Origin of the sequence: Vibrio sp. SG41-7 (assembly GCF_014164465.1) — a bacterium.
GTDB lineage: Bacteria > Pseudomonadota > Gammaproteobacteria > Enterobacterales > Vibrionaceae > Vibrio > Vibrio splendidus.
This window is the reverse complement of the sequence record NZ_JACJFF010000023.1, coordinates 1-12727: the sequence shown is the minus strand read 5'-3', so window position 1 is coordinate 12727 and position 12727 is coordinate 1. Positions and strand designations below refer to the sequence as shown.

The following is a 12727-nucleotide window of genomic DNA, read 5'->3' as shown; positions in this document are numbered from 1 at the left end:
AAAGGTCAACAGCCCCTCGTCTTTTATCAAATCTACCTTACAGAACCGATGGTTTGCCTTTCATCATGCGTTTACCTTCTCGCTTAATACACTCAGCAAGTGGGTTCTCAGACATATCTGCACGCCAAATAAAGGACAAGGTTCTTTCCATTTCAAGCTCAGGGACATTTAACGTGACCAATTGGCCAGACTCAACAAACTGTTCGACATCGAGATAAGGTAAACACGTTAAATATGGGCCGTTTGCAACCAAACTTCTTAAAACAGGAACGTGTTCATACTCTCGCCAAACATCAAGATCACCAATTAAATGATGAATAGAGCTATCAAAAACTTTGCGAGTACCCGAACCATGTTCGCGTAATACCCATTTTGCTTGTTCTAATTGCGCCAAGCTTACTCGTTCACGCTTCGCAAACGGATGATGAGCCGATGCAACCACCGTTAAATGGTCGGTACACCACACTTCTTGGTGAACTCGGTTGTCATCACAACGACCTTCGATAACACCCAAGTCATATTGATAATCTAATACGCCATCAATAACCGCATCGGTACTTTGCACGCCGAGCGAGATTCGCATCTCAGGAAAGTCGTTATCAATAATACTGATGAGGTCAGGAACAAGGTGTTCCGCTGGTGTTTGGCTTGCACCGAGTTTGAGCTCTCCACTCAGTAAATGTTGCTCGTAGAAACCCATCTCAATTTGCTGTGCATCTTGCAGTAAACGCTTTGCTTTTGGCCTTAGCCACATGCCCCAATGCGTAAGAGCCATTTGCTTGCCCTGCCTTTCAAACAAAGGCCTGCCGAGCATTTTTTCCAACTGTGCAAGAGACATACTTGTCGCTGACTGAGTCAACGCCAACTTGTCTGCTGCCTGACTAACACTCCCGGAATCCGCCACTGCATCAAATACCGCGAGTTGCTTTAATGAATAACGCAAAATTCATCCTTAATTCTTTTAATAACTTATGTCCTGCTGCTCGTTTTTTGTTAAGCCGATGAGCAATTAATTTCATTCTACGCGTAACCCAATCTATATCAATAATTTTGATGTGGTTTCTAAAAATTATCAATTTTACCTCTACCCCTCAACCCCCTAATCTGGAATGGCAGGACACAAACGAGCCCTGCAAAACATTACTGATTAACCATTACGGATTAACCAAGTCATTAACACTAGGAATTACACATGACGGATTGTTCAAGGGGGGGATATGGCAACCAGCACTTCTGAAAATCAGCAACTGTTCTCGCCAACAGAAATGATGGCGGAAGCCGAGAAGTTTGCATTAAGCAAAGCAAATAAAACCAGCAGCATGACATTGAGTTTGGCAATCATGGCTGGCGCATTCATCGGGCTTGCTTTTTTATTCTACATCACGGTGACCACGGGTAGCGCTGATGCTGGATGGGGATTGAGTCGTTTAGCCGGCGGTCTTGCATTCAGTATGGGGTTAATCCTGATTGTGATTTGCGGTGGCGAGCTGTTTACCAGTTCAGTGTTATCAAGCATTTCATGGGCTAACAAGCAAATCACCTTCACTAAGATGCTGTCTATCTGGGGCAAGGTCTACGTCGGTAACTTCATCGGTGCCATGTTCCTATTGGCTTTGGTAAGCGCAGCGGGCTTATATCAACTGGATGGCGGGCAATGGGGCTTAAACGCTCTGAACATTGCTCAACACAAGCTACACCACAGCCCTGTTCAAGCTTTTGCTTTGGGTGTGCTTTGTAACTTATTGGTGTGTTTAGCGATTTGGTTAACGTTCAGCTCTGCGAACGCTATGACCAAAGCAATGATGACCGTGTTACCCGTTGCAATGTTCGTAAGCTCAGGCTTTGAACACTGTGTGGCGAATATGTTCATGGTTCCTCTAGGCATCACGATTCAAACATTCGCCCCGGAAAGCTTCTGGATGCAAATCGGTGCAACACCAGCGCAGTACGCAGACTTAAACATCATGAAATTTGTCACCGCAAACTTAATACCAGTGACAATCGGCAACATTGTAGGTGGTTCAGTAGTGGTCGGCTTAGCCAATTGGAGCATTTACCGTCGCCCGCAGCTGAAAGCAGCAAAAATTACAGCAATTACACAAACAACAGAAATTACGTCAGTTAAGGAAATCACTATGAACACAGCAACGACTATCAAGCAAATCATGAACACTCAACCAATTACACTGAGCGTAGAAATGCCTACATCAGTCGCAATTGATTCCCTTCTAGACGCTCAACTTGTTAGCGCTCCTGTTTGCGATGTTGAAGGTCGTCTAGTGGGTATCTTCTCTGTTCACGACGTAATGGTTGACCTTTGGTGCCAAGATTACATCCCGACAAAAGGTCAGAAAGTCGTAGACCTAATGAGCCGTGACGTTGTGGCTATCGATGCAAACGACAAGTTAGTCGACGTTGCTGAGTTCCTATGCATCGATAAAGAACAACTGTACCCGACGACAAGCATGGGCTTCGCAACTCGCCTGACTTCTCTTTCTCTAGAAGAGCGTGCAAAAGCGATGAAAGTAAGCCAACCACATATGCTGCCAGTGTTAGAAAATGGCGTAATGGTCGGTGTATTAACTCGCATTGAAGTGATGCAAGCACTACGTCCAATCTACGGTGACCGACTAAACGTGGTTCCTCAAGCTGAACTAGAAACGGCTTAACTAATCGTAAGTTGAACTATTAGGGATTAGTAGTTCAATTAGATAACTCAGTCATGGCAACGTTGACTGGCAGAAGTAAATGGTGGCTTAAGACGCAGTAAAAGGTTTGACACAAAACAGACCTAAACGCGTGGCCATTTACCTCAATAAAAAAGGCGCAAAGTGAACACTTTGCGCCTTTCTCTATTTCTAGCGGTTTTGCTACTTTCCCTATTGCCAACTAGCTAACTGCTGACCTTGTTAGTATCGACCAAACTTTTGATGTTTCTAAAAAATGTTGATACCTGTCAGAGAGGTAGAAAACTAGAAAGCTAGATTATTTCTTTACACCTTCAACGTGCAGATCCATGTCTACATAGCTTGAAGCGCCCATTACTGGAATGTTGAAGTCAGCAAGCTCTAGACGAGTTGTACCAACGAAACCAGCACGCTCACCGCCCCATGGGTCTTGACCAGCACCAATGAATTCTGCTTCGATAACGATAGGCTTAGTTACGCCATGAAGTTTAAGGTCACCCATTACTTCAAGTTTGCCGTCACCTTTATCAACCACTTTCGTGCTGTTGAATGTAGCATCAGAAAACTTGCTTGCATCGATGAAATCACCGCTACGGATGTGCTTATCACGTTCTGCGTGGTTTGAATCAAGACTTGTAGTATCAACCGTTACGTTTATTTTAGACGCTTCAACGTTGCTTTCATCAAATGAGAAATCACCTGAGAACGTGTTAAAACGACCTTGGATAAAGCTGTAACCTAGGTGGCTAACTTTAAAGTTAACTGAAGCATGCGCACCTTTTGTATCAATCACGTAATCAGCGGCGTTCGCAGCGAAAGGCATTGCCATAGCAAGTGCTAATCCTGTAGCGATAATTGACTTTTTCATTTTGAAGCTCCTATCATTTTTCGTAGCGTATCGTCTTTGTCGATAACGTGGTGTTTTATCGCCGCTAAGGCGTGCACTGATGCCATAATGATCAGTACCCATGCAGCATAGTAGTGAATCGTTCCTGCGAGATCCGATTGGTTTTCAAATAGCTCACCCATACTTGGAACAGTGAACCAATTAAACACGTCGATCCCACGGCCATCTGATGTTGAAATCAAATAACCTGAAATAAATAAAACCGCTAGGTTAATGTACATAAAGCCGTGCGCTATCTTAGCGGCTGCAACTTCATAACTTTTGCCTTCTACCTTAGGTGACGCGGTAACTAGTTTCCAAAGCAAACGGAGAACAGTAACTGTAGCCAAAAGAATGCCTACCGAACGGTGGTAGTCTGGCGCTGTTTTGTACCACTCGCTGTAGTATGAAAGATCAACCATCCATAGGCCTACACCAAATAAGCCAAATATTGCGAGTGCTGAAATCCAATGCATTGCTCTTGCTAAGGGATTGTAATTTTTAACGTTGTTGTCCATGCATCTGTTCCGAATGTTAACGAGTCGTGTAATTTTGAAAAGCGTACCCTACACTAAGTTTGTGTAACATATTATTTACCAAGCTTTACATTAGTTACATCATTTCAAATTAAACAAGTTATTCAAAATTTTTGAACAAGTTGCTTTATTGACAAATTTCTTTGTCGAACAATCGCTTGCTGTGTCTATATTTCAACGATTTGTTCAATTTCATAGAGCTCATCTGAGATATCTAACATTTTTCGTTCCATGACTTTCTGAGCATCTTCTATCCCCTTGTTGTAGTAAACCGCACCAAACTTTTTGCTAATGAAGTCGACCAAAAATTCCGTGTCGAACTGACCAAGATCTACATCGAGTTCATCTTGCAGGTACTTTTGTAATGTATGAGTGAGCTCAGACTTTTGTTTCGAATCTAATTGAATGGTCATGAATGTGTCCAAATAAAGAGTAAGTAGAACAATTGTGATCAGCTGACTAAGATTAGGTTAACTATCGATAACTTTACTAAGTCACCATGAGCCTGCTAACTCACTATTATTTCTCATAATTTAGATTACAGACCCGTAGAGCGCCAGTGCTATCCATAAAAACGCTCTTCAATGGCTAATTTTGATAGAGGGATCATGAACTGGCACTTTGACGATAGGTAATGGCACTGCAATTACCGTACTATTGCCCATCAATAAGATAGTAACTGTGTATAAGGGACTTCATTGTTATTAGATCTAGTGATTAAAAGCGTCAACCAGTTTCAAGACGATTGCCTAAAGCTTTGTGAACGCCACTACCCTACGGTACACAATCAAGGGATCAGTGAGCACCATATAGGAAAAGCTTTTGCTCGACGAATGGAGCACACCTTCGTTAGCTTTAATCATGCAAGCAACATCAGCCCGCTCGAAATGCTTTCTTCTGGTGAAACCCCTCGACACTTCCGAATCTCCTCGGAAATAGGAACGGTTTGGATGATCAGCCACCACATGGTGAGCGCGGGAAAAACTTGTCGTAGAAAGTTGATGTTGGACATTCATAATTGGCAATCAGAGTATGGATTTGCAATCCAACCCAATGACGTTTTGATCATTGTCTCCGACCATTGGATAACCCGAAGTAAAAACAGCGGTGAACTATTGCATTGGTGGATGGGAGAACTCCCAGACGAGATAACTGAATACAGCCAACAAGGCATCACCCTAAGAGAGAGCGAGTCTCAATTTGCCGCTGATTTGAATATTAACTTTAAAATTAGCCCCTGTTTTATTAAATTTGGCCACCCGTTAAAACGGTCAGGAAATCATCAATTAGTACGTAAATATCTGCAACTTTATGCGGTACTTCAATGGCAGTGATAATACGGGTCAACTTTTTCATTCAATATTGAAAGTAAATTGTTAGACCTTCATCCCAGTATTTTATAAAAGGCAACTCATTCCCTGTTCATTAATTATTCGAACTTCCTGTTTTAATTATTAATAGCCAATCGACTCACAGTCTCGATTTTGAGAGATAGATATCATTTCTGTGTAACTCGCTTAGTCAATCTATTTTATAACTTTGACACTCCCCCATAATTTAAGCCATTAACCCTACTTTTCTCTGGTGTATCAGCGTTCTAGCCTTATATTGGTTGGGATTAATATGTGAGACGTTACTCAGCCATTAGATTCACTTAAACTATCAAACATGGTCAATGATAAGTAAATTTAATGGTTAATGTCATTTATCATGCTGATTTTTCGTTAGTTATATTAATTTAAATATTGACGTTACAAATGAATTTTTATTAATTGACAATTTAGTAACACCTGTCAATATTGTGACAGCCGTGACGTATATTCTCGTCATTAAATAAACACCTTTATTAGCGACTATGATTTTATCAGACAGAAGTGAATTTATTAGCTGTATATCTGTGGATGCCGATATGCAGTTTATTGCGAAATATCAAGACCTAACACTTAGAAGTGTCTACCAACCTATATTTGATTCTTCTATGACTCAGATAGGTGTAGAGGCTTTAGTTCGAATTTCGAACAGCAAAGGTGCCATTGTTCGCCCTGATCACTTCTTTCATTCCGACGAAACCTCATGCACAGACAAAATTAATGTCGAGAGGCTGAGCCGAGCCATTCATATACGCAACTTCGCACAGTCGACTATCCGTCATTTACACCTATTCTTGAATGTTCTTCCTAATGTTGGCGAGCTATTTGCTGCAGAGAAAGTGAGCGACAGCTTGCTAGCTAAACGCCTGCATGAGCTTAACTTATCGTGCGAACAAATTGTGATGGAGTTGGTCGAGCTTAATGTAGAGAGTGAAGAACGTTTGAAAGACGCGGCCCATTCATTAGCGGAAAATGGTTTTCAAATCGCTGTTGATGATTTCGGAACACAAGCGTCAACAGAACAGCGGGTTCGCCATATTAATCCTCATATCATCAAGATAGATCGCTCTGTGATGTTGGATTTTGAACAAGGCGACACAAGTGAAATGGAGTTGGCCCTAAAGCTTGCTACTCAAATCGGTGCGAAGACGGTAATCGAAGGTATAGAAACCCAACAACAACTCGCAGCGATGCAAAATTTAGGCTTCGATATGTATCAAGGTTATCACTTAGCCATGCCAAAGCCGATTGAGTTGGATATTCGCCTCGCAATCTAGAACTGCCCTCTATTCTCTATTCTACAGGAAGCCGCTTTACCATTGGTTAGCGGCTTTTTAATACCTATCTCTTTCTTAACGCAATGCTCGCTGACGCTATAGTCTCTTAGCACGATCTTGTATCGCCAAGTCACACCCATAAAAAAGCCCAGTCAAAATTGACTAGGCTGGCTTAAAAGAATCTGTTTTATATCAATCCCTAATAACCCGCAGTGGACGGTTTGATTCTATATAGAATAGCGAACATCACTGGTACTACTATTAGCGTTAGTACGGTAGCAAAGCCTAAGCCTGCCATGATGGTTATCGCCATTGAGCCGAAAAATGCATCGAATACCAAGGGAATCATCCCCAAGATAGTCGTCAGTGCTGCCATAGATACCGGTCGCACACGACTGATCGCGCTGTCTACAACCGCTAGGTATGGGTCTTTACCTGTTGAGAGTTCGGTGTTGATCTGGTCAAGCAGGACGATACCGTTTTTCAAAATCATGCCGCTTAGGCTCAGTAGGCCAAGGAACGCCGTGAAGCTGAATGGCATATTAGTCCCTAGCAGACCAATCGAAACACCAATGATAGAAAGTGGTACCGTAAACCAAATCACAAGTGGCTTACGAAGCGAGTTAAACAAAAGCATGGTGATGATAAACATCAACAAGTAACCCATTGGCAGTGAACCAAATAGAGATTCTTGTGCATCTTTCGAACTTTCGTACTCGCCACCCCAGCTAATGTTGTAACCTGCTGGTAGCTCTAATGCTTCTACCTTTGGTTTAACACGAGCAAACAAGCTAGCCGGAGTTTCATCACCCAATACATCGTGATCAGCCAGTACGGTTAGCGTACGTTTTCTATCACGACGTTGAATCAGTGGTTCAGACCATTGAAGCTCTACACCATCAATCACTTGTTCAACTGGAATGTAGGTTTGCAGCGATGGGCTCCAAATCTTCACATTGTTCAGTGATTCAAAATCAAAACGCTCTGCTTCAGGTAAACGCGCAACAATAGGCAACATATGAGTACCATCACGCAGTAAACCGATGTTGTAGCCACCAAACGCCATTTGTAACGTCTCGGACAGATCCGTCTTTGAAATACCAAGACGACGAGCCTTTGATTCGTTAAACAGTGGCACGAGCTCTTTGGTGCGTTCACGCCAGTCGTGACGAACATTTCGAGAGCCTGGGTCCGCTAACAAGATATCTTCTACTTCAACCGCAATACTGCGCAAGATTTGTGGGTCGGCACCACTAATACGAGCCTCGATTTTTGAAGCTGGTGACGGGCCAAACTCAATCAGTTTAAATTGGAACGTCGGTTGTTCAAATTTATTGGCCAAGTCCTTGTCTAGCCCTTCTAGGACTTTAAACATGGTGTCTCGGTCAGTCGTTCGTACCTGCAGCTGACTGTACGCTTCGTAACTTTTCTCTGGTTGGTATGTCAGCGCAAAACGTTGCATACCCTGCCCAACCGTTGTTGTCACAAACTCCACGTCATCTTGTTGACGAATGTAGCTTTCGACTTTTTCTGTCTGCTTGATCGTTTCACGAACATCAGTGCCTTCCGGCATCCACATGTCGACATAGAACATTGGCGTATTTGATGGCGGGAAGAACTGCTGCTTCACCTTACCAAAACCAACCACAGAAACTGCTAATAGCGCAACCATACTGACTACGGTAAGCCATCTAAATCGAAGAGCTACTTTCAGGCACGCACCAAATACAACGAACAAGATGCCTTTGTAAGGGTCTACGTTTTCATCAACCTTGTCTTCTTCTTTAAGCAGCATCTCGGCAAGGAATGGCGTTAGTGTTAGTGCTGTTACCCAACTCAAAAACAGTGAGAAACACAGTACCCAGAACAGCGAACCCATGAACTCGCCCGTTGCATCTTTCGACAAACCAATCGGTGCAAACGCTGTGATAGCGATAATGGTCGCACCTAACAGTGGCCATTGTGTTTGTGTCACGATGTCTTTCGCTGCTTGAAGCTTGGTTTTACCTTTTTTCAGGCCAACCAGAATACCTTCAACGACAACAATTGCGTTATCCACCAGCATACCAAGCGCGATGATCAATGCGCCAAGTGAAATACGGTGCAGTTCGACATCGTTGTAGTCCATCAGAATGAACGTACCGAATACAGTCAGCAGCAGAACCAAACCAATGATCAAACCACTGCGTAAGCCCATCGCGAACAGAAGTACGATGATAACAATTGCGACCGCTTCCACTAGGCTGATCAAGAAATCAGCAACGGACTTGTCCACTTCTTGCGCTTGGTTGTAGAAGTAATTCAACTCAACACCGGCTGGCTTAATGCTTTCTAAGCGATCAAGTTCCGCATCAAGCGCGTTACCAATTTCAACGACGTTTACGCCTGAAGAGAACGCAATACCTAAGTTAATTGCTGGTTTGCCATTGTAAGTTAATACATTGCCCGGTTTTTCTTGGATACCGCGAGTTACCTCAGCGACATCTTTCAAACGAATCAAGTTACCTGTATCGCGGCCATGAATGATTAAGTTTTCTAGTTCTTCAACCGTACTTAAAGTGCCATTCGGTTTGATGGTTAGGTTTTGGCCATTGAGCATTACCTCACCAGCTGATACCACACTGTTTTGTTGTGATAGCAGTGACGTAACCATCGACATATCTAGATTCAGCGCCGCTAAACGCTCAAGTGACATCTCAACGAACAATTGCTCTTGTTGGTCGCCTGCGATACTTACCTTGCCTACGCCTTCAACCAGTTCGATTTCGCGTGTGAGATAATCAGCATACTGTTTGAGCTCGACATAATCGTATCCATCACCCGTCAACATGATCATCACGCCAAACACATCACCAAAATCATCGATGATCTGAACAGAGTTAACACCACTTGGTAGTGTTGGCTGTAGATCGTTGATCTTACGGCGCATTTCATCCCAGATTTGTGGTAGCTCGTCTGGACCGTAGTCCATCTTCATGCTGACCATAATTTGAGACATGCCATTCGACGAGGTCGAAGTGATCTTGTCGATATAAGGCAGCTGTCTTATCTCTTTTTCAAGCGGGTAAGTCAGCTCTTCTTCAACTTCCATTGACGTAGCGCCAGGGTAAGTTGAAATAATCATGGCATCTTTAATAGTAAAAGCTGGGTCTTCCAAACGGGATAGATTACCAAAAGACGTCACGCCACCAATGGCCAATATGACGAGAAATAACCAGCTGATTACTTTGTTTTTTATTGAATATTCTGCGATGTTCATTCTGCTTTTCCTGACAATTTGATTCCGTCACGGAGTTTTCTTAGATTCGAGTTTACGAGTCGATCACCTTGCTCAACACCGTGAGCGATTAATGCGCCTTGGCCACTGATCTTGTCGACTTCTACTTCGCTTTTGAATGCTTGTCCGTCTTCCATTTTCCAGACATAAAACTGATTCGCTTCAGAACCCGCTTCTAAAGTTGTCATTGGTAATTGGTAGCCTTGAACATCGCTCAAGCCGGCTTTCGCCATATCCACGTTCACCGTAACGCTGGTGCCCGGCAGGATTTCGTTTTTAGGTTGTTGCATCTGCATCCAAAATTCGTAGGTACGCGATTGCGGGTGCAATTCACTGGTGTGCTCCAAATACGTCAGTGGATATTGCCCTGTGTGACCGCCAAAGGTCGCCTCAGGACGATAGCTATTTGAACGCATGTCTGGACTGATCGATGCCAAGATCGAATCTGATACTTGAATTCGTACATACACCTTATCGTTCTGGTACACGCTTAATAGTGTTTCACCCGGTATCGTGTTTTCGAAACGTTGCTTGTCCACGGTAGAAACAGTCCCGGAAAATGGCGCTAAAAGCTCTGTGTAACTTAGCTTGCGCTCTGCAGCCGCCAAATTCGCTGATGCCAGCTTATAGTTAGCCGTTAGTTGGTCTAACTCTGACTGCGACAACATCTTGCTACCAAACATCTCCGTACCACGAGCTAACTGCTTGCTCGCCAGTTTGAATTGAGAGTTAGCATCAGTAAGATCTTGGAGATACGTCGCGTTGTCTAAGGTCGCAAGTAGCTGGCCTTTTTCGACGTTGTCACCGGCTTCTACCAAGACTTGTTGGATTTCGCCTGCGAGCTTAAATGCCAAGGGGGTCAATTCAGCGGGCATTACCTGACCGTTAAAACTTCTGAATTGATCAGTCAGCGGCGCGCCAACTTCAAAGGTAGAAACTAGCAGAGGGGGTTGTTCACGGTGTACGGCTTCACTGTTACAGGCTTGAAGCAACATAGCCGACGCGACAACAATTGATAATTTGGAAAGGTTCATTAAATACCACCCTCACGTAACCAAGCTTTAACTTGCTGTCCATCGGATAGCACATCCACACCCGCTTCAACGATAAGGTCGCCAGACGACAATCCATCAATAACCTTGCCTTGCTCATTAAGAAGGACTTGTACTTTAGAAATCAATTGAGAGTCAGGGTTATAGCGCCATAGCTCACCATGGTCAGCTTCTTTGGTTAACCAAGCTGAATCAACAATGCCAATACCGTAGTCAGATTTATGCTTCTGAACTTCAACTTGCGCTGTCATCCCAGAAAGTAAATTGATGCCTTCCGGCTTTTCGATGGATACAACCGCTTGGTAGCTGTTGGTGTCTTCATCTGGTTGTGTAGAGATCTCTTTAAAGCGAGTCGGGATACGAATACCACGGTGGCTATCCATCACAACCCACATGTTTGAGCTCGTTAGGTCTTGAATAGAACGATCTTCAAGCTTTGATACTGGAATAGAAAACGTCACGTCCATCTCACTGTGATTCAAAATATTCAGTACAGGCTGCTTTTCTGCGATCAATTGATATTGTTTTCCAAACACCATCGATACCACGCCATCGAATGGAGCAACTAAGGTGGTGTAGCCAAGGTTTGTTTTTGCTTGGTCCAACTCAACGTCAGCGGCAGTAAAGGTGTTCACGGCTTGGTCGTAGTAATCGGTACTGACTAACTTTTTCGCGTACAACTCAGAAGCTTGTTTGTATTGGCTATTCGCAAGATCAAATTTGGCTTGTGCTGCATCAACCGCGATACGGTAATCCGTCGCGTCTAATACGGCTAACACCTGACCCTTCTTCACTTCTTGTCCCATACGAACATCGAAGGTTTCAATGTCGCCTCCTACTTGGAAGGAAAGCGCAGCACGGTCAGTTGCATCCACTTTTGCAATGAAGCTATCAAGCTCGATATCCGTCTGCAAAGGAATCTCAAACAGCTTTACAGGCTTAACAACTTGAACCGTTTCTTCTGACTGAACCTTATTACATCCGGTCAAAGAGCCTGCGAGCAATAGTGCTGTAATTACAGCTCCCATGCGCTTGCTCGATATGGCATTGATAGACAAATTGGACTGCATGATGTCTCTCCATTTAATTATTATGATTTATTACACAGGTGGGCAGTATATTCAAAATCCCGTAACCTACAAGCTTTACTTTCCACCTGTGCAGTATTTTTTATTTGAGTAAAAACAGTGTAGAATGTGGTAATCAGGTAAATGTGTGAAATGAAGATGACTGAAAAGAAACAAGGCAGAAGAAGCGCAAAAGACGCTGAAGAGACGAGATTTTTGATCATGGGTGTTGCTGCGGATATGTTCTGTGAGCATGGTTATGATAGCGTTTCGCTTCGTAACATCAGTGAGAAAGCAGGTGTATCGCATAGCCTTATTCGCCACCACTTTGGCAGCAAAGAAAAAATCTGGCATGCGATAAGCGATTGTTTACACGCCTATTTTCAGTCTTATATTGCTAAGATAGTAGAAGAGTTACCAAAAGGCGTCGCACCAAACATTACTATCTATTTATGGCTCTTCGACGTTTTGTGTGGATTTGGGTTAAAATATGCACCTCCTAAATAGGCTCCAATACAAGGTCCAGCCACATTGAATTCTTCTGATATTTTTATGCTCGGGTTGGGGCTGCAAGC

10 protein-coding genes and 1 pseudogene are annotated in these 12727 nt (G+C 43.4%); 4 read left to right on the top strand and 7 right to left on the bottom strand.

All coding sequences use genetic code 11. The features are described from left to right. Window positions 1–37: 37 nt before the first annotated feature. A complete protein-coding gene (locus tag H5300_RS08710) occupies window positions 38–943 on the bottom strand; it encodes a LysR substrate-binding domain-containing protein (protein WP_017064628.1) in 906 nt (301 codons plus the stop codon). Between the two features lie 274 nt (window positions 944–1217). On the opposite strand from H5300_RS08710, the gene focA reads away from it, so the two are divergent. After that, the gene (focA, locus tag H5300_RS08705) at window positions 1218–2669 is read left to right on the top strand and encodes a formate transporter FocA (protein WP_182795786.1); all 1452 of its coding nucleotides are present in this window, start codon (window positions 1218–1220) and stop codon (window positions 2667–2669) included. A gap of 316 nt (window positions 2670–2985) precedes the next feature. Here focA and H5300_RS08700 read toward each other — a convergent pair whose 3' ends face one another. The 3 genes from H5300_RS08700 to H5300_RS08690 all read right to left on the bottom strand — a co-directional run bounded on the left by H5300_RS08700 (window position 2986) and on the right by H5300_RS08690 (window position 4522). Next, entirely contained in the window at window positions 2986–3555 is a 570-nt protein-coding gene (locus H5300_RS08700) for a YceI family protein (RefSeq protein WP_004730890.1), read from the bottom strand. Continuing rightward, complete coding sequence (locus H5300_RS08695; protein ID WP_004730891.1) at window positions 3552–4091, bottom strand: cytochrome b; 540 nt, start codon at window positions 4089–4091, stop codon at window positions 3552–3554. Before H5300_RS08695 ends, H5300_RS08700 begins: the two co-directional genes overlap by 4 nt. A gap of 185 nt (window positions 4092–4276) precedes the next feature. After that, window positions 4277–4522 carry a DUF2164 domain-containing protein gene (locus tag H5300_RS08690; RefSeq protein WP_004730892.1) on the bottom strand — a complete coding sequence of 82 codons (246 nt, stop codon included), beginning with the start codon at window positions 4520–4522 and terminating at the stop codon, window positions 4277–4279. A gap of 285 nt (window positions 4523–4807) precedes the next feature. Between H5300_RS08690 and H5300_RS08685 the strand changes: the two genes are divergently transcribed. Both H5300_RS08685 and H5300_RS08680 read left to right on the top strand, forming a co-directional pair. Next, window positions 4808–5443, top strand: a complete 636-nt coding sequence (locus tag H5300_RS08685; protein ID WP_017081124.1) for a hypothetical protein — start codon at window positions 4808–4810, stop codon at window positions 5441–5443. Between the two features lie 575 nt (window positions 5444–6018). Further along, on the top strand, window positions 6019–6756 hold the full coding sequence (locus H5300_RS08680) for an EAL domain-containing protein (RefSeq protein ID WP_004730894.1): 738 nt from the start codon (window positions 6019–6021) through the stop codon (window positions 6754–6756). Window positions 6757–6955: 199 nt separating this feature from the next. Here the strand turns inward: H5300_RS08680 and H5300_RS08675 are convergent, their stop codons facing one another. From H5300_RS08675 to H5300_RS08665, 3 genes are read right to left on the bottom strand one after another with little or no spacing between them, the layout of a single operon-like run. Further along, window positions 6956–10015: an efflux RND transporter permease subunit gene (locus tag H5300_RS08675; protein WP_182795785.1), complete on the bottom strand. Its 3060-nt coding sequence runs from the start codon at window positions 10013–10015 to the stop codon at window positions 6956–6958. Then, the gene (locus H5300_RS08670; RefSeq protein WP_054541107.1) at window positions 10012–11067 is read right to left on the bottom strand and encodes an efflux RND transporter periplasmic adaptor subunit; all 1056 of its coding nucleotides are present in this window, start codon (window positions 11065–11067) and stop codon (window positions 10012–10014) included. Before H5300_RS08670 ends, H5300_RS08675 begins: the two co-directional genes overlap by 4 nt. Continuing rightward, window positions 11067–12155 carry an efflux RND transporter periplasmic adaptor subunit gene (locus H5300_RS08665; protein WP_017082285.1) on the bottom strand — a complete coding sequence of 363 codons (1089 nt, stop codon included), beginning with the start codon at window positions 12153–12155 and terminating at the stop codon, window positions 11067–11069. The genes H5300_RS08670 and H5300_RS08665 overlap by 1 nt, the downstream gene beginning before the upstream one ends. Window positions 12156–12305: 150 nt before the next feature. Between H5300_RS08665 and H5300_RS08660 the strand changes: the two are divergent. Beyond that, window positions 12306–12608, top strand: a pseudogene (locus H5300_RS08660) (TetR/AcrR family transcriptional regulator); the annotation flags it as partial. Between the last annotated feature and the right edge of the window lie 119 nt (window positions 12609–12727).